Annotated in this window: 7 protein-coding genes; 3 read left to right on the forward strand and 4 right to left on the reverse strand. The window is 42.7% G+C overall.

Going from position 1 to position 19,977, the window contains the following annotated elements; genetic code table 11:
• The first annotated feature begins 3 nt into the window (after positions 1–3).
• The 3 genes from J4N46_RS08590 to J4N46_RS08600 all read left to right on the forward strand — a co-directional run bounded on the left by J4N46_RS08590 (position 4) and on the right by J4N46_RS08600 (position 10,471).
• On the forward strand, positions 4–3,105 hold the full coding sequence (locus tag J4N46_RS08590) for a hypothetical protein (protein WP_208058958.1): 3,102 nt from the start codon (positions 4–6) through the stop codon (positions 3,103–3,105).
• Positions 3,048–10,010 carry a T9SS type B sorting domain-containing protein gene (locus J4N46_RS08595; RefSeq protein WP_208058959.1) on the forward strand — a complete coding sequence of 2,321 codons (6,963 nt, stop codon included), beginning with the start codon at positions 3,048–3,050 and terminating at the stop codon, positions 10,008–10,010. The genes J4N46_RS08590 and J4N46_RS08595 overlap by 58 nt, the downstream gene beginning before the upstream one ends.
• A 173-nt stretch (positions 10,011–10,183) precedes the next feature.
• Positions 10,184–10,471: a toxin-antitoxin system, antitoxin component gene (locus J4N46_RS08600; RefSeq protein ID WP_236013901.1), complete on the forward strand. Its 288-nt coding sequence runs from the start codon at positions 10,184–10,186 to the stop codon at positions 10,469–10,471.
• A gap of 64 nt (positions 10,472–10,535) precedes the next feature.
• On the opposite strand, the gene J4N46_RS08605 is transcribed toward J4N46_RS08600, so the two are convergent.
• The 4 genes from J4N46_RS08605 to ruvA form a co-directional block, all read right to left on the reverse strand.
• On the reverse strand, positions 10,536–11,546 hold the full coding sequence (locus J4N46_RS08605) for a Gfo/Idh/MocA family protein (RefSeq protein WP_208058960.1): 1,011 nt from the start codon (positions 11,544–11,546) through the stop codon (positions 10,536–10,538).
• Between the two features lie 13 nt (positions 11,547–11,559).
• A complete protein-coding gene (locus tag J4N46_RS08610; protein WP_208058961.1) occupies positions 11,560–12,159 on the reverse strand; it encodes an IMPACT family protein in 600 nt (199 codons plus the stop codon).
• 16 nt (positions 12,160–12,175) lie between these two features.
• Positions 12,176–19,270, reverse strand: coding sequence for a T9SS outer membrane translocon Sov/SprA (sov, locus tag J4N46_RS08615; protein ID WP_208058962.1), 7,095 nt, complete (start codon positions 19,268–19,270; stop codon positions 12,176–12,178).
• Positions 19,271–19,389: 119 nt separating this feature from the next.
• Positions 19,390–19,977 (reverse strand): Holliday junction branch migration protein RuvA, encoded by a 588-nt coding sequence (gene ruvA / locus J4N46_RS08620; protein ID WP_208058963.1) that lies wholly within the window; start codon positions 19,975–19,977, stop codon positions 19,390–19,392.

Raw genomic sequence — 19,977 nt, forward strand, 5'->3', positions numbered from 1 at the left:
TAAATGATACAGAAACTAAAAAACGGAACTTTTAAAGGGCTTTTGATAGCCCTGCTGATGGTATTGGCACTCGCAACGAGCGGCGTATATGCCCAAACGTGCGACCCCAATACACAAAAAGCCTTAAAAGAAACCCACGTGTCGTACTTTGATAAAGTAACACAAGGGGCAACGGCTACTTTTACAATTAAGTACCCTTTGCAGGGCACTACCTACATTTTTTCCGATAACCTTGGGGCTACGTATTCTTATACGTATACAGCAACAGGGCAGGACTTTGTTTATATCAATGTAGGAGCGGTAAATACCACTCGTAGGTTTGCCCTAAAAGCTATTAATGGGGGCTGTACTTACCAAACAGGGTTTGACTATACTATCAATCCTGTTACTACCTTGCAGCTTGCCTATAGGGTAGAACACGAATGGTGTGGTAGCAGTGGAGCGATACGATTTACCCTTGTAGGTCCTGGTGCTGATAATAGCCAATATAACTTCTTTTGCAAAAAGAAAGATGAAACTAACTATGGCGCACCTCGTTCTCTTTCAGGGGCTATATCATTAGAAGCTGGTATATATAATCTTATAGCAGTTCGGGGAGGTGTTACTATTACTACTAATCCAGTAGATATTAAAGTTGATAAGGATATTAAAACAATAGCTTTCACAACAACACAATTACCTGCTACTTGTGCTTCTTCGGGCTTGGGTATAAAAGTGAATGTTACACAAGCTAACTATCCTGTATACTATACGTTGAAAGATAATGCAGGAGTAGATATACCAGGGAAAATAAAGCAAACTTCTAATGTTTTTACAGGCTTAGCTCCTGGTACTTATTTCGTGAAAGTAGAGAATTTTTGTGGAAGATACGAAAATCCTCAGCCTATTACTATTAACAGCAGTTCTTTTAGTATTACACACGTTAGTACCTATATAAAACCTAGAGAGTACAATTGTGATTATGTAGACTTTTTCCGTCTTTGGTTTATGGGTACAAGTGTGACAGATGCTTATAATTCTAATGCATTTTCTTATCCTTTTACTTTTAAGGTATTGCTTACTTCTCCTTCAGGAAAACACTATACTCCTACTTATACTATTACAAATAAAGAAGACTTCGATACTTATCTATCATTGCTACCAGGTTGGGGAGGAGAAGGTTTTACCATAGCTAACAGCCTTAGAGAACATCGTATTGCAAAAGAATACGGTACTTGGCAAATAGGAGCAGAGTTGGATATGTGTGGGGTAATAACAACTTACCCTGCTGTTAGCAGTGATCTTTATAATCCTATAGAAAATGTACAAACAGAGATAGATACAGGAGGGAATGATCCATCTTCTTGCCATACAACCCAGCTTAGGATAAGATATAGAGATGGTTATTCTCGAGAAGACACTCCTACGCTTGATACCTATTTGGTAGTAGATACTGCACCATCAGGTTTTGATTATGCAGGAGCAGGCTTTTACCAATTGGGTACTACTACCAATACTTTGCTACAAGGCAAATACTTAAAAGCTATACGTTATAACTCCGATTCGTTTATAACGGTAGTAGAACCCCGATTTTTGCGCAATGGCGATACTTTCCGTTTTCGCTTGGTAGATGCTACTTGTAGCAGTACTCGTAGCTACCTAATGCCAGCTGTTACCGTTAATAATGCTAATCCACAAGCTACTAATTTAGGTGTTTATGAATCAGGTAGTTGTGATGGTTTTACGCTTACAGGCACTACTAAGGGATCGATACACATAATAAGAAACTACGGAAGCCCTATTACCCAAATAAAGATAGTGCGTTATAACGGTAGTGATACAGGTAATATAGGAAGCACTTCGCTTGCGCTGCCCTATACGCTTAATGCAAGTCATCACGAAAAAGAGAATAATTGGTATGTGCGTGATTTACCTTTTGGAAACTATTCACTTACCGTTACCAATGCGTGTGGTAAAACAATTACACCAAGTGTAACACTAAAAGGGCAAACTTATTCGGTTACGTTTTTACCGGGTTGTGAGCCTACTGTATCAGCAACTATTGGTGATTATAGAGCGTATAATACAGATGGACAAGATACTTCTTTTGTAATACAACGTTATGACGAATCAAGACAAGAATGGATTGAGTTCGTTCGTCCTCGAATGAACTTTGGTACCTATACTACAAAAACAACAGATTGGGGCTTAGGTAAAAAAGGGAAATTCCGTGTGATACGCCGTGTGAATGACTTGGATGGTAACAATATATGCTTGCAAGTACTTGCCGAAAAAGAATTTAAAGGCGATTTGGAAGAACCTAAGATTGTAGGCTTTGGCTGCTCAAATGGTAAATACCACTTGGTTGTTATTCCACAAGGGGGAACGCCATCCTATACCTATGAGCTTGTACACCGTGTTGATTCGGGGTCGGGTGTTACTATTCCTATAAATCGAGTACAATCAGGAGATAGTTTCTTCTTAGATTTGGATGTAAACAATCCTAATGATGCCTATAAATTTAAGGTAACCGATAGCTGTCCGGCAGCTAAAGAACGTGAGATTACTATTGCCAATGTGCGTACTCCTACAATAGAGGCAAATCAAAGGTTCTATTGTGTGGGGCAATCGGCACAACTTACTGTTCCAGATTTGGGACCTAATGTAACTATAGAATGGTATCGTTCTGATGATGCACCTAATACGTTTAGAGGAACAGGTACTACCTATACTATTAATGCACTTACCAATGACGACTTTACCCATAGCTATAAAGTACGCCTTAAGATACCTTTGCAAACAGTAGTACAAGGCTGTATATCAGATGCGATTCAGCCTTACCAGTTTCAGGATCCAGCGGTTGTGATACCTTCTATTTCGCCTACAAATGCCGAAACGATAAAATGTGTGGAAGCAAATGAAGACTTTGATATAATGAGTATCTTCAATATTCCATCGATGACCTTGCCAGCTAATGTAACTACTCGTGTGGTAGAAACTACTGGTGAGATACCTGTGATGAGCAATGATAAAATAAAGATACGCTATCAAGGTGCTTACCAGGTCCTATGGGCTGGGGTACTCACACTTTCCGCTATGAAATACTTTACCCTTGTGGTACGGTAGCAACTCATCAGGAAGCTAAACTAACAGTAAAACCTTATATAAATTACAACCCTAAAGACGTTGTAAAGATATGTAATCCTAATGTAACTTTAAATGAGGTAAAAACTCTTATCACTGAGGGGACTCCTACTATTACGACTATACAGCCAGAGTTTCATTGGTATACATCGTATGCAAATGCTTTAACTGAAAGCTCAGAACTACCGGGTAGTACCTCGCTTGATACTTCAAATGGAAAAACTGAAGTGCGCTATTTGCGCTTTAGCAAAGCAGCGTATTGTTCTACCAAAGTTTATACTATTACCATACAAGGAGAACAAGCTGTAACTAACAAAACGCTTGCTAATAATGGTTGTGATATTACTACAATAGCAAGTTTGAAAGCTTTGGTAGACCCTGTAGATGCCGCTAAAGTAGTGATTTATAAAGATGGTGTAGAGCAAGCCGATAATGCCTTAGTAGAAACTAATACAGGCTATAGATATGCTAAAAACGTATATGAATGTGTAACGGAATCGGCTACTCTTAGCTTTAATCTTAGCAATCGTTTGCAAGCGAAAAATGAGTTAGTAAAAGTATGTACTTCTTTAGGTTATCGTAACAATTTGGTAACTACTGCGGGCAATGTAAAAGATGCCTTGGGAGCGATATATACCGATACCTCTCTTACAATAAAACTTTATAACAAACGAGAGGCTACTACAGCAGATGAGTATACTAATAACGATAGTGAAGTATATACATATACAGATTTATACTTTAAGTTGCAAAAACCAAGTTGGTGCGACTCTATGGTATATTCGGTAAGATGGGCGCAAAGTACGATAACTCTTGCTGAAACAAAGTCTATTACGATATGTGAGGAGGTAACCGTAGGCGAGTTGGCAGATCAATTGCAAACAGCCTATAATTACCAAGATGTATATATTTATAAGAATGATGAAAATAGACCGCTTGGAACAAACGTTTTTGTAGATTGGAATAGTGCGCTTTACTTTAGTAGTAAAGACTCAGGCAAATGCCGCAGTATCAAAGTACCTTTGGTGCTTATCAAAAACACTAACGTTACTACTGCTACTGCTAAAACCTTTGAGGTGTGCAGAATGCCAAGCGAAACGCCTAAAGTGTCAGCGCTTAAGAGTGTGATAACCGGTGGTGATGTAAGGATATTTATCCGTAACAATAACCAATGGTACTTGCAAGCAGATACTGATAATGTAAATACAGGTTACTCGTATTTCTATACGTTGCAGGCTACAGGTAAGTGCCCAAGTGAGAAAACACCACTCATTGTAAACTTACTCGATAGACCTACCGCTACCCCTACGGTAAGTGCTACGGTTACCCTTTGCCCTACTGCTACCAGCACGGTGGTATCGCTTACTACTTATGTAGCGCCATTGGCAGGGCACACCTTGCAGTGGTACGATACCGCTACGGCTACTACTACCCGCACGGTACCTACTATCAATACACACGTAACTACTAAAACAACGGTATCGGGTTATGTGGTATATGTAAATAGCAACGGCTGCGAAAGTCCGCGTGCTGTAGTAACCGTAACGGTAGATGATACTGCTACGCCTACCCTTACAGCACCAGCACCTTTGGTAATAGATTGCAAAAACGCTACTGCCAGCATCACCGAGTGGTTGGGCACCGCTACAGCTACTGATAGCTGTGGTACGGTGAGCATCACCAATAATTACAACGCAGTAAAACCTGCCAACTTGTGCAACCACAGCGGGGTAGTAACCGTTACCTTTACCGCTACCGACCTCTTTGGCAATGCGGTAAGTGAAACCCGCACTATTACTTTGGCACATATAAAAGCTAATACTGATAGTGTGACCATCGCTAATGGGGCTAATGGAGGCAGTAGTACTATAACTATATTTGATAATGATCAGATAGGTACGCAAACGGCTACGGCTTCTACCGTAAGTATGACGGTAACCACTCCAGCAACAGGAGCAGCGGGCAGCGCAACGCCTACCCTCAACGCCGATGGTACCGTAACAGTACCAGCAGGTACAAAATCGGGTACATATACTATAGGGTATAAAATATGTGCCGATGTAGTATCAATCACTGTTTGCGACAATGCTACTATCACCATAGTAGTGGGACAAGCAAGTCTTTCGGTGGTATCGGAAACCTTTACCATAAGCAATGGCGCTAACGGCGGTACTACCAGCAGCGTACTTGAAAACGACAGCTATAACGGCACTACAGGTTTAGCGGGTAATGCTTCGGTAACGCTTACTTGGACAAACGTACCAGCAGGGGTGCAAACCCATACTGACGGTACTATCACCATACCCGCAGGAACACGTTCGGGTACTTATGAAGTAGGTTATAAGCTTTGCGAAAACTTAAACAACAACCATTGTGCTGTAGCGACTGCTACGATAGTAGTAGGGCAAGCAAGTCTTTCGGTGGTATCGGAAACCTTTACCATAAGCAATGGAGCTAACGGCGGTACTACCAGCAGCGTACTTGAAAACGACAGCTATAACGGCACGACAGGTTTAGCGGGCAATGCTTCGGTAACGCTTACTTGGACAAACGTACCAGCAGGGGTACAAACCCATACTGACGGTAGGATTACTATACCAGCAGGAACACGTTCGGGTACATATGAAGTAGGTTACAAACTTTGCGAAAACCTAAACAACAACCATTGTGCTGTAGCAACTGCTACTATAGTAGTAGGACAAGCAAGTCTTTCGGTGGTATCGGAAACCTTTACCATAAGCAACGGAGCTAACGGAGGTACTACGAGCAGCGTACTTGAAAACGACAGCTACAACGGCACGACAGGTTTAGCAGGCAATGCTTCGGTAACGCTTACTTGGACAAACGTACCAGCAGGGGTACAAACCCATACTGACGGTACTATCACCATACCAGCAGGAACACGTTCGGGTACTTATGAAGTAGGTTATCAGCTTTGTGAAAACATAGTAGGTAATAACAACTGCTCTGTAGCAACGGCTACCATAGTAGTAGGACAAGCAAGTTTGACAGCAAGCACTGATACCTTTACAGTAACCAACGGAGCTAACGGAGGTACTACGAGCAGCGTACTTGAAAACGACAGCTACAACGGCACTAACAATTTGGTAGGCAATGCTTCGGTAACGCTTACTTGGACAAACGTACCAGCAGGGGTGCAAACCCATACAGACGGTACGATTACTATACCTGCAGGAACACGTTCGGGTACTTACGAAGTAGGTTATAAGCTTTGTGAAAACATAGTAGGTAATAACAACTGCTCGGTAGCAACGGCTACGATAGTAGTGGGACAAGCACCGCTACAAGCTACAGATAATGACTATGTAATAAGCAATGGAGCCAATGGAGGTACTACCAGCAGCGTACTTGAAGACGACAGCTACAACGGCACGACAGGTTTGGTAGGCAATGCTTCGGTAACGCTTACGTGGGATAGTGTACCTACAGGTATACAAACTCATACCAATGGTACGATTACCGTACCAGCAGGAACGCCATCGGGTATTTATACGCTTACATATCATATTTGCGAAAACCTAAATAGCAGCAACTGTTCGGCAGCAACTGTAACCATAGCTGTAGGAGTTTCGCTTATCGTAGCGCATAAAGATGAAGGTGCTTCCTTCAGCATACCTAATGGAGCTAATGGTGGAACAACAAGTAGTGTATTGGCAAACGATACCCTCAACGGAAATGCGAACCCAAGCACCAGCTCGGTAACGCTTACGTGGACGAATGTACCAACGGGTATACAAACTAATACAGACGGTACGATTACTGCACCTGCAGGCACACCCGCAGGCACTTATACCCTCACTTACCGCATTTGCGAACAGTTGAATGGTACTAACTGCTCGGCAGCTACAGTTACCCTTGTAGTGGGACAAGCAAGTTTGACAGCAAGCACTGATACCTTTACAGTAACCAACGGAGCTAACGGCGGTACTACCAGCAGCGTACTTGAAAACGACAGGTACAACGGCACTATCAATTTGGTAGGTAATGCTTCGGTAACCCTTACTTGGACAAACGTACCAGCAGGGGTACAAACCCATACAGACGGTACGATTACTGTACCAGCAGGAACACGTTCGGGTACTTATGAAGTAGGTTACAAACTTTGCGAAAACTTGAATGGCAGCAACTGCTCGGCAGCTACAGTTACCCTTGTAGTGGGACAAGCAAGTTTGACAGCCGCAGCTGATACCTTTACAGTAACCAACGGAGCTAACGGCGGTACTACCAGCAGCGTACTTGAAAACGACAGGTACAACGGCACTATCAATTTGGTAGGTAATGCTTCGGTAACGCTTACTTGGACGAATGTACCAACGGGTATACAAACTAATACAGACGGTACGATTACTATACCAGCAGGAACACGTTCGGGTACATATGAAGTAGGTTACAAACTTTGCGAAAACTTGAATGGCAGCAACTGCTCGGTAGCGACTGCTACTATAGTAGTGGGACAAGCGCTTATCGAAGCCGTAGATAACGACTTTGCAGTTGCTAATGGTTCTGTAGCAACAACTACAGGTAGTGTACTTGACAACGATAAATATAATGGTATTATTGGCTTATCGGGTAATACATCCATAACTTTTGCTTGGGATACTGTACCTACAGGTATACAAACTCATACCAATGGTACGATTACCATACCAGCAGGAACGCCATCGGGTATTTATACGCTTACATACCATATTTGCGAAGTCTTGAATAGCAACAACTGTTCATCGGCAACGGTAACGGTAGCTGTAGGAGTTTCGCTAATAATAGCACGTGGCGATAATAATGATAATTTCCATATTGCTAATGGTGCTAATGGAGGAACAACAAGTAGTGTATTGGCAAACGATACACTCAACGGGGTTACCCCTCCTAATACAGCCTCTATAACGCTTCATTGGCATAACGTTCCTACGGGTATCCGCACCAATACTGATGGTACTATTACCGTACCAGCAGGCACCGCTTCGGGTACTTATATAGTAACTTATAGTATTTGCGAGGCACTAAACCCAACTAACTGTTCGGGTATAGCCACTGCCACTGTAGTAGTGGGACAAGCGACTCTAACAGCCGCAGCTGATACCTTTACAGTAACGAATGTTGCAGGTGGTACTACTAGCAGCGTACTTGCTAACGATAGCTATAATGGAGTAACACCACCTAATACGGCTTCTGTAACGCTTACTTGGCTTACTGTGCCAGCAGGTGTTCAAACTCATACTGATGGTACGATTACTATACCTGCAGGAACATCTTCGGGTACTTATGAAGTAAGTTATCAGCTTTGTGAAAATATAAATAGTACTAACTGCTCGGTAGCAACGGCTACCATAGTGGTAACCAGCGTAAGTTCGCCAACGGCAACTCCAACAATTACCGCTAATGCTGATACCTTTACCCTTACGGTAAGTAGTACTACTTATACTACTACAAGCAATGTATTGACTAATGACCGCATTGGTACCGCTACGGCTACTGTAGGAAGTGTAACCATACAAACTACACCTACTGCTACCGATAAGCCTTATATAGATACTAATACAGGTTTTGTAGTAATACCAAGTGGTGTGGCTACGGGTACGTATACTATCAACTATAGCTTGTGTGGTATTGCTCCGCTTACAGGTTGCAGCAGCGTAACCACCGTAACGGTGAATGTAACAAGTGTTACGGCTACGCCTACAACGCCTATCAACATAGTAGCCGTGCCTGATGGTACCGTTAATATCAATGCTGAAACAGGCGGACATATAGCAAGTGTATTGGCAAACGATACATTGGAAGGTCAGCCAGTAACCACAGGTACTGTGTCGTTTACTTGGACGACAGCTACCCCTACAGGCTTTACACTCAATAGTGATGGTACGATAGATGTAGCTTCAAATACTACCGTAGGCTTCTATACGATATCTTACACTATTTGTGCTACCCGTGGTAGCGACCGCGCTTGTGCTACTTCACTTATAAACGTGAACGTGGTAACACCTACCGCTACTCCTACTATAGAAGTGAACGGCGAAACCTTTACTTATACCGGTAATATGGTAGTGGGCAACGTGCTTACTAATGACAAGCTGAACAACATCAGCAACCCATTGATAACTAGCGTAACGCTTACAGCACCAGTGCCAGAAACAGGCAAGCCTTATATAAAACTCACTTCGGGCGAGGTGATGGTATTGCCAGGTACGCCAGCAGGTAGCTACGAAATACCTTATAATGTGTGTGTGCCAGCAACTACTATATGCGGTACCGCTACCGTAGTGGTAATAGTACCTGCAGCTACGCCTACCCCTACTCCTGTGCCTGTAGCTGCTGATGATGAGGCTACTACCGTACGCAATACGCCTGTAACTATAGCTGTATTGGCTAACGATACACCTCACGGCGCAATGCCTAACGTGGTAACAGTGCCGCTAAATGGTACCACTACCGTGAAACCAGACGGCACAATAGAATACACACCTAATAGCAGCTTTATAGGCAACGATGCTTTTGTATATGAGCTTTGCAATAATAACGGAGCGTGTGTAACGGCTACTGTAAGAATAAAGGTAGAAAACAACTTGATTGTTTACAACGGGGTATCAGTAGACGGTAATGATAGGAATAGACACTTCCATATAGCAGGTATAGAGAACTATCCTAAGAATGTGGTGCGTATATTCAACCGTTGGGGCGTACAAGTGTTTGAAGTGGAAGGCTACGACAACGTACGCAACGTATTTACAGGTCGTTCTGACGGACGTGTAACTATAGAAGCTGGTGATAAACTGCCACAAGGTACTTATTTCTACACTATAGAATACGTAGATGAGAACAACCAAAAACAAAAACAAGCAGGCTGGTTATACTTGAAGAGAAATTAGTGCAATCGGCAAAAACAATAAAAAAGTGCTCAAGAGACGATCTCTTGGGCACTTTTTGTAATTATGAATTTTGAGTTTTGAATTTTGAATTGGGGAACGCCGTGTGTAATTGTATTATTAAGTATTAAGCATTAATCATAATTATTTTGTATCTTTGCCAAAAAATAGAGCGTATGAACACTATAGTATTAAAACAGAATTTAGATTTTCAGCATTATCAATTGGCAGTTAAAGCCTTAGCTAGTGTAGGAGTAGAAGTGGCTGAACCTCATAATCCTTATGAGATAACAGAAGAGGATATACGTGCTATTGCCTTAGCACGCGAAGATGTAAAGCAAGGAAGAGTTAAAAGTAGTGAACAAGTATTTGAAGAAGCAAAAGCCTACTATGAAAGTTTTTTTAAAGGAAAGTTTTCGGTGTTTTATGAAGTTAATGAAGCAGAGGGGAATTTTGAATTTTGAATTGGGCACAAGCTGCAAGCTTGCGCCAGCGGGGGAGTGTTCCTAAAATTCTTTAAAAGTGTGATTATACAGTGCAGGTTTGTTGTTGGGTAATCAGCTCGATTACACCGATTACTTCATCGGCGGGGATGGGGTTGGGGGCTTGCTGGGTGAGTGCTAAATAAATAGCCTCGTATAGCTGCATATAATTGCCGTGTTGGGCAGTGGTGGGTAGGCGTCCGTCCTCGAGAGTGTGAAGAATGCCATTAGGCTGGGTGACAGGTTCTAGCCAAGCTGTGGTAGCAGGGATAGCTCCGGCAACAAGTGCTGCTTCTTGAGCATCAAAACGCTGTTGTAAGAATGAGCCGTGTGTGCCGTGCAGTATGTATTCCCATTGGCGCTCTAAGGCATAAGTAGATGATTTAAGGCGTACGCGCAGCTGTTGGTCGTAGTGTAGCAGGAGTTCAAAATAATCATCAGTTTGCGTATTGGGGCGCAAATACCCCAAATCGGCATATACCTTATTAGGTTTGCCAAATAGCTGCAAGGCTTGGTCGATGAGGTGAGCGCCTAAATCATAGAGAGCTCCACCGCCAGCTTCGGCAGTTTCTTTGTGCTTTTTGGCACTGATTTGGCTACGAAAGCGGTCGAAACGTATTTCTACCTCTTTGAGTTCCCCAAGTACGCCACTTTGCACTATTTCTTTTACTTTTAGGTAATCGCCATCATAACGTCTGTTTTGGAATACTATGAGTAGTTTTCCTTGCTCTTTCGCTAAGCGGGTGAGCTGTTCGGCTTCTGAAACACTAACTGTAAAAGGTTTTTCTACCAATACATTTTTGCCTGCTAGCAGTGCCTTGTAAGCATATTCGTAGTGTGTTTGTACAGGGGTATTTACCACTACCAAATCAATAATAGGGTCTTGTAGCATTTCTTCTACGCTACGATAAAGCCTACTTTGCGGGTATAATTGTCTAGATTCGTTGCAATGACGCTCTACTACAGCCGAAAGCTGAAAATGAGGATGATGGGTAATAAAAGGAGCGTGGAATACCTTCCCGCTCATACCAAAACTTGCTAATGCTACGTGTATCATAGTTATATAAATGCTAATCAGCTACTTTTACCTCATATATATTTTGGAAGATTTCTTTTACTCTGGGATAGTCGGTAGTGCGTATAGCCAAGTGGAGCTCACATTGCTCGGTGAGGTGTTGTGTTGTGATAGTAAGGTTTTGTTCTTTTACTACTCGCATTACCTTGTTCATCAGCGGATAGTCAAAAGTTAGGATTAAAGTTTCGGTAATGAGGCGTTCTTCAATTTCAGCCTCTTGCAGAGTGAGTTGGGCTGTAGTTTTGTAAGCCTGTACCAGTCCGCCAACACCTAATTTGATACCTCCAAAATAGCGCACCACAATTACCAATACATTGGTAAGCCCAAATGATAGTATTTGTCCGTGAATAGGGATACCAGCCGTGTTATTGGGCTCGCCATCGTCATTAGCGCGATAGCGTTCATTTCTGCCATAGCCTAATTGCCAAGCATAGCACCAGTGTCGTGCTGAGAAATGTTTCTTTTTAACAGCCTCCAGATGTATTTTTACCTCGTCTTCGGTAGTAATAGGAAAAGCGTAGCCTAAAAACTTGCTACTCTTTTCCTTAAAAATTACTTCTTCTATGGCTGTTGTTATTGTTTTGTAGGTATCCAAGGTGTTAGTGTAACTACTAATTAAACGTATATTTTACAGATATTCCCGATCTGAGGGTGGTCATTGGGAAGGCTGTAGATATCGCTGATTTTGAGAAATTGTACTGCAAATAATACGATGCTAACAGATTTTTGCTCAGTGCGTATTCTGCAGTGAAATTACCCAACCACGAGCTTTGTCCTGCTGTTACTTGGTTGTTGAAAGTCTCCATATTGCGTATTACTGTAAATTCTTTGAGGTATGACAATGAGGCTTTCATTACCAAATCGCTCTTTATTACAGTAGATTCTCCTGTGATGCGAGTGGCAAAACTCAAATCTTTCAAGCGGTAACCCAAGCCGAATTTGTATTCTTTTTTCAGTATCTCGGTAAGGTAGTCATTGTCTAAGCTGATAGAAATAGTGCGGTCGCGATTGAACTCAGCCAGCAAGCTCATTGAGTTTTTGAGTTCCATATCGGCGCGCAATAGTGGGTTGAATTGTTCAGCCAATGTAACTGTAGCATAGAGCTTATCATTTAGGAAGTCGCCTGCGGTATTGGTTTTATTAGGGTTGGCAGGGTCGTATTCCAAATTAGTACGGAATTCGCTAAGCGAATAGCTCGCGCGGTAGCCGTGTGCTAACGAAAAGCGTTTGAAGTGATTTTTGATAGCCTCTATACGCATCAAGCCTGTGTAGCGGATATTCCATTCGGGTATAGGGATACTTCTAAAAGCACCCAGCGATACGCTATTGGCATTACTGCCCGAATAAGCAGCAAAAAAGGCAGGAATCATTACCGCTTGGCTCTTTTTGCTATAACCTATAGGGTAGCCATCATTATCTACACGAGCAGGATTTAGTCCGCGCTCTTCAGCCAAACGGCGTGCTATGGTTAGTCTATTTTCTTTGAAACGCTCAAAAGCTGCCGAATTGTACTCGTCAATACTATTGAAGGTTGTAGCCAATAGGTTTGTTGAAATATTAAACCTACCTATTTCGTTTCCTACCAATTTGTTATATACAAAATTGCGCACCTCGAAGGTTTCGGTATAGTTTTCACTATACTGCTTATTGCCTTTCAAGTTGATTTGCAAATCGGTAATAGGCTGCAAGTTGGCAGTGATGAGCAATTGCTCTTCTTTTGAACTGATATATTGGTCGTTGAAATCGACAAAGTCAGTAAGATAGCCGTTTTTAGCCATTTCGTATCGCAGATCGGTTTGGTCGCCTAGCATAAAGTTCCACGAAGGTTTTAGCGTACCTAAGAATCCCACTTGCTGAGTATACCCAGGTAGTGTACGCGCTTTAGTAACCGAATAGTTTACCCCTCCGGTTTTCACCATCGTCAGCAAGCTCTTGCCCAATGACGTTTTTTCGCCACGTGGTGTAGGCTTCACCCCGAGATAACGGTATAATTGGTCGAAGGTGAGGTTGGCTGTCAGGTTGTGCGTATTGCCATTTTGCAGTGTATTGATGTCGTGATGTGCCAATTGTAACAGCGTTTGAGAACCTCGTTGGTAATCAAAATCGCCTGAGTAGGTGTAATTAGCTCTCACAAACTGCAAGAATGGGAATTTACTCATTGGCAAATCGTAATTCAGCTGAAATTTGGAGAAGAAGTGGTCTGGCGTACCCAAATCCCAGAAATCACTCCATATGTTTTTGGTTTTGTCTACTCCCGAAATATCGCCATTGTTGTCGTATAAGTAATAATTGCGAATTACACTATTATTCGTAGCGTTGAAATTCAATCGCAACGATTTTGTGAGATTGTAATTGATAGCGTATTGATGATTCATTACAAAATTGCGTTGTTGCAGCTCTGGCAAAGCCTTCTGTAGGCTTGAATTTACGCCTTCAAATTGCACATCGCGGAATAGCTGTTTGGTGAATGAACGATTCAAATCGCTGGTAAACATTACGCTTGTAGGCAAAATATTCAGGTTGGTATCTGCCAGCCATTGCCAATAGCGTTTGCCTGCAAAGTATTTCACTTTTTTCAGTGGTTCTACACTTGTAGGTTTGAAGGTATAGTTATACATAAAGCCAGCGCGTACCTGCTGCTCATCTTCGTAGCGCAGTTCGTAGTCGCGGTGATTTTTCTCGTTATAAGCGTAGTTGAAAGTGAAGTTTTCGATGTTATAAATACGATTTTTCTGTCCTTCAGCAAGGTTTTTCTTTACGCCTATAAGGTTGATACTTCTTCGGGAAGTAAAGTCCTCAGCTTGTTCTTTGATGATTTCACGCTCACGAGCCGACTGTGCCACGCTTAGGCGGTCTTCAAGTTTGATGTCCTGATATACAGGGTCGTACTCGGGGGTGCTTCGTTTTTGCGACTGACTTAAGCCCAATGGTATCTGTACATTCCATTTTTTAGGTAAAAGTTTTCCAGCGTTGATATTCATCATCACATCGTATTCTTGCGTGCCTTCCAAAGCGCGCTGGTTAGGAGCTTGATCTACAGCTCCAAAGCCTACGGTGTGCATACGCCCTGTAGCCGAAAGGTTTATGAGTTCGGAAGCATTGGCGTCCAACGAACCTACAGCTGCCCAGCCGCCTTTGTTGTTTAATTCAGCTACTCGCAACTCGTTGAACCAGTATTCACCGCTCAAACCATTAATTCCCGATACGTTCTTAATTCCCAACATCACAGAGCGCACACTCCCCAATGAAGGATTACCCTTCACCACATAGCGATTTTCGCCCATTTGGTGAGGTGTGTTTTCGCTTACCACATTGAAGTTGGCATCGTAATAGGTAACGCGATCCAGCGACTGATTGCGAATGCTTATAGCTTTCAGTTTGGTAAGTACCTCCATAGGTATAGTCAGCTGGTTGAAATCAGGCCAAATAGCGTGCTCGGAAGTACTACCCGCAGGGGTAACCTTTAGCGGTATTTCTACTTGGTAATAGTTGTCTTTAAAGTCTGTACCTATGCGCAAAAATGCCACAGCTTGTCCATCGTTTAGCGGGTGGTTTTTATAAGCCTCAGCGTGTACAAATAGCTTGATGTACTTATACTGGCGGAGGTCAAAGCGCAAAGCTTTATATACAGCGCGGCTATCGTTGTTTTCTAAGTTATCCACTATATACGAAAGTGCCTGTTCGTTTTGCTCTACCAGCGTATTATTCGTGTTGATACGCTCGCGGTTTACCCCTGGTGGCATACGGTAAGGAATAGGCTGGCGTGTTTCGTTTTCTATCAAGTTTACCGAGTTGATTTCTACCCTTGTGCCGTCATCAGAAGGGTCGTCATTATCACTGCTAAGCGTATAGTTGTAGTAACGCCAGTCGCCACGCACCAAGTCGAGCGTTCCGAAGCGCAATAGCATTTCTTGAGGGAAGCCCGTAAGGTACATACGCATATGTGTCATAGAGTTGATAATATCCAGCTTATCGTTGTTAGGCACAGGGAAAGTAAAGCCCTCGCGCCACATAGCACCACTTTCAATCGGTATTTTGAACTGTATCCAGCGCGTAGATACTCGTCTTCCGTTAGGAGCTTCTACCGATACGGTACGTATGTCATTCACATAAGGGTCGCTGGTAGTTATATTAGGTTTGATACGCACACGATACTCCAAGTAATTGTTGGTAGTGTTCATCGTGTAATCACCGTTGATATCTTCAGTGTCGGGTAGGGTAGTAGAGCCCCTGTTGGTATCACTGATATTTACAGGCGAGTTACCTTGCGTTCCGTTGTAATTGTAATAGCGGTTCATAATATTACCGCTGCGCGCCAAGAAGTATTGGTAATTATCTAATGCAGGGTCGTTGGGCGAAGTAGCTACGTTGTTGTTGTAGATACGCGCCTCTTCAGCATCGGTAAGCCCGTCCAAACCAATATCTTGCAGCCCGCGATTGGTAGCACTGTCGTCAAAAGCATATACAAGTGATTGTGCAGCAGGCACTTTACCCCAAGACGAAGTATTGACGCTGGACGATGAAGAGAGCCCAGGTAATCCATTTTCGTATTGTTTTCTACCATCGCGTAACACGTCTTCAGAAATGTTTCCCAAGTTGAACACCAAGTCACCTGAACCGCTGTATTCTCCTGAATAGTAAGGATCCATTATCCAAAACTGCAAAAACTCTATATTGCTTTCCTGAAAGTCGGAATAGCTCATACTGCGCATTATGCCTCCCCATTTTTCGTCTTTGGTTTTAGTGCCAAAATTGGGGTCGTTGTTGTAAGTACCCTTAGCGTTAGGATAATACGCCAAGTCTAAAGTACTTTGCACCAATGATTGCCCTTGTGCTACCTGCTGTTGTGGGAATATTTCTTCAATAAAGATACGTCGGGTACTATTTTTTGATATTTCATCACTGCTGATGTCGGAAGGTTTTTCGCCTGAATAGAAGATAGGGTCTATCGTATACCACGATAGTTTAGCACGCCCGTAGCCATTTTTGAGGTTGTCGGCATCGTCAGGAGCGTTGCCGAAAAGCGTTTGTGGCGCACTGCTATTTCTGCCACCAGCTGCGCCAAATTCTAAAGGAGTACTTGCTAATTTCCACGCCAAAGGTGAGCGCATATCAATAGTGCTTTGCGCAGCCTCAAAGTCGTCTAAATACACAGTAGTTTCACCATCAAAATCATCAGCCTTAGGAGTCCCTGCTTTTAGGTAAGCAAATTCGCCTCGCACCGATAGATTGGAAGGGGCATCGCTTTTTATTGTAGGCAAGCGGTTTACCCAACGCGTAAGGAAAGGCAATTCGGTAGAATAACTACCGCCAATGCCAAAAATGGTGTTATTCACCGATTCTTGTCCGTAGCTCGTTTTCTGCGTAAAAGGTCGCTCACGCAAGTTTACAATAGCTCCGTTCATCACAAATTTATCGCTAAATTTATGCTCTACATTCACTCCCATAAAGCGAGTGGTTTGTCCCCCGAAAATCAAGTTGTTTTCTAAAGATACTTGTATGGGCAGGTTGCTTGCTTGTATGCTAGGGTTTGTGATTTCCACCGTTCCCGATTGGTAATCTACAAGGTAGTCTAATCCTTCCACCAGCACACGCCCTCCGGCAATTACCGTTACCGAACCTCGTGGCACATTGAAAGCCCCTAGCGAAATACCCCTGCGCGAAGAAGCCTTATAGCGCCCCTTCATCACAAATTTGTTCTTTTCACCGTCCATTTGAGCTTGAGTTTTGGTGTTCTTGTACAGAGCGGTATACACATATTTCTGCTGATTGGCATTATAACTTGCCGTTTGCCCGTACTGCGTTCCACCACCCAATGTGTTATACAAAAATTCACCAAAAGGCTCTACTTTGGTAAAAAATATCTTACCAAATTGCTCATCTACAGTAATCCCAGGTAGGAAGTCGAAGAAACCATCACCTCCAGGTTGTGGGTCGTTGTATTTATTTAAACGGTCGAAATTGAAAAGATTTAGCAAGATGCGATCTTCCAAGCCCGTAGGCCAGCCCGTATTGTTCACTTTCTCGATGTAATTGATAGGCGAAGGATTGGAGTAATAAATATTCATCCTAAAATCTTCTGCTGAAAGCTGTGCCGAACCTACCGAATAAACGTTTTTCATCATCAAGTCCCAAATAGGGTCTTTTACGTTTAGGCGGTTGCTTTTTAGCATTTTTAGCACCAAAAGGTTGTTGGTAATAGCATTGTTACCCAAAAGGGAGTTGTAGGAAGTAGCCGAAATACCGTCATTGGCAAATTCGCCCACCTGATACACTTGGCTTCCGTAGGTATATTGGTAAGCCACTGCCAATACCTCATCGGCACTAAGTGCAGTACTTAGCGAGATGTACCCTAATTTTTTATCTACTTTGTAATCAACGCCTTCTTCTAATTTGCGGGCGTTTTCTATCACTGCGTAATCATACCCCTGACTCACGTAGGTACTGTTGGTACCAAAACCTTGTTGCACAGTTGCCACATCGCGTATTGCCTGAGTAAGTACTGACTGGGCTGTACCTATTTTTGTAGGGTCGTATTTGTTGGCACTATTGGCAGGCATATTATTCACTGTAGTATTGAAGAAGCCAGTTCCTGCCTTATCTTTTAGGCGGCTGCGCACCAAGCGAGGTTCTCCTAAATCTTGCAAAGCCAATATGTTGCGTATATTGCCCATACGGCTATTGCGGTTGGTTACCCACACCTCCAGACGCGTAATCTGCACTTTGCTATTGATAAACGGATAGTTTTCTAAAGCACGATCGTAGTTGTCACGGAAGAAATGTGCCAAAAAGAAGTTGCGGTTTTCATCGTAGTCTAAAGCAGAAAATTCAAATTCGGTAATAGTACCGCCGCCTTGTGCGCTCACGGTTTTGCGTTCCGATTTTTGTTCTGAGAAAACACTCGTGATAGTAGTACGACCAAATTTCAGCTCTGTTTTTACCCCGAAGAGACTTTGCGAACCTGTAATCAGTGAGTTGGCTATAGGCATAGAAATGTTACCTAACTCTATTTTCTGAAGTATATCGTCTTCGTCAGGTTCGTAATTTAGTTTGAAGATATTCTGAAAGTTGAATGAAGCCTGAGTATCGTATTGAGCGTTAAGGTCTAAGCGCGTACCTATTTTACCTGTAAGCCCCAAGCTAATACGCTGCTCAAAATCTAAACCAAACGAACTGCGATAACGCGGACTAATGGCTGGGTTATCGTTGCGGGTATAGCGTACGCCAAAATCTAAGCCCACGCTACCGGTAGGTGTAAATTCTATGTTTTTGCCTCCGAAGATAGTTTCAAAGAAATCAGAATTTACGTATAGCTCGGGCAGCAAGTCGCGGCGAGCTTTCTTTTGGGCATTAGTTTCGGACTGGGTATTAGCTAGTGCTGTTAGTTTATCGGCGTAGTAATTCTGCATACGCTCGCGCATCACGAGCTTTTCATATTCTTCTACCGTTAGGAAAGCAGGCATACGAAGGTCGTATTTGCCTAATTTTTCGGTATATACATAGCGGTTGATTGTAGGATTATAAGTGTATTTCTGAACGATAGAAGCGGGTTGTTGCAGCCCAATAGTAGGAATACCATTTTTTACAACAGTTGCTGTTTGAGTGCCGCCTTGTGATGTAGTATTGCTTTGTGTAGTAACCTGTTGTGCTTGTATGCCGATACAAGTACAAAAAGCTACTAATATTAATAATACGTAGTGCTTCATATATAACGCCTATAGTTTTACAAAATGCAAAAATACAAAATAATTTTGAATTATGGACTCTGAATTGTGAATTTCACCAATTTGCCAATTCCACCCACAAGCTAATGACTCATCATTTGCTATGTGAGCTGATTGAGTCCTTCTTTGATGAGTTCTTCTACCGATAGTTCTTGGGTAGCGGTACGGAGTACTTTATCTAATACTTTTTCGGCTTGTTTTCGTACAAAACCTAATACCTCGAGTGCTGCAAGAGCTTCTTCTTTATTGCTGTGAATTATTGCGCTAGGTTCATCGGCGAGGTCTTGTAGTTTTAGCATTTTGTCTTTCAGGTCGAGGACTACGCGTTGGGCTGTTTTAGCTCCTATACCCTTTACCGATTGTATGGTAGCTACATCGCCATTGATGATAGCACTTCGCACCTGTGCTGCCGTTAGTGCCGATAGCATCGTGCGTGCCGTGCCTGCACCTACCCCCGATACCGAAATTAGCAATACAAATACCTCACGCTCAGCCTTATTGGCAAAGCCATAAAGCGTGTGGGCATCTTCTTTTATCTGCAAATAAGTATATAGGCGCACGTTATCAGTACTTCCCAATGCCGAATAGGTATTGAGACTGATATTTACAAAATACCCCACACCGTGGCAATCTATTACCACATTGGTAGGGTTTTTCTCTACTAATTTTCCTTCTAAGTGTGTGATCAT

Origin of the sequence: Capnocytophaga bilenii, assembly GCF_017565765.1 — a bacterium.
Taxonomy (GTDB): domain Bacteria; phylum Bacteroidota; class Bacteroidia; order Flavobacteriales; family Flavobacteriaceae; genus Capnocytophaga; species Capnocytophaga bilenii.

Bases quoted from the DNA above. Each gene is read 5' to 3' on its own strand.
- J4N46_RS08600 (WP_236013901.1), top strand. From the start codon at position 10,184: ATGAACACTATAGTATTAAAACAGAATTTAGATTTTCAGCATTATCAA.
- J4N46_RS08605 (WP_208058960.1), bottom strand. From the start codon at position 11,546: ATGATACACGTAGCATTAGCAAGTTTTGGTATGAGCGGGAAGGTATTC.
- J4N46_RS08595 (WP_208058959.1), top strand. From the start codon at position 3,048: ATGGGCTGGGGTACTCACACTTTCCGCTATGAAATACTTTACCCTTGT.
- J4N46_RS08590 (WP_208058958.1), top strand. From the start codon at position 4: ATGATACAGAAACTAAAAAACGGAACTTTTAAAGGGCTTTTGATAGCC.
- ruvA (WP_208058963.1), bottom strand. From the start codon at position 19,977: ATGATCACACACTTAGAAGGAAAATTAGTAGAGAAAAACCCTACCAAT.
- sov (WP_208058962.1), bottom strand. From the start codon at position 19,270: ATGAAGCACTACGTATTATTAATATTAGTAGCTTTTTGTACTTGTATC.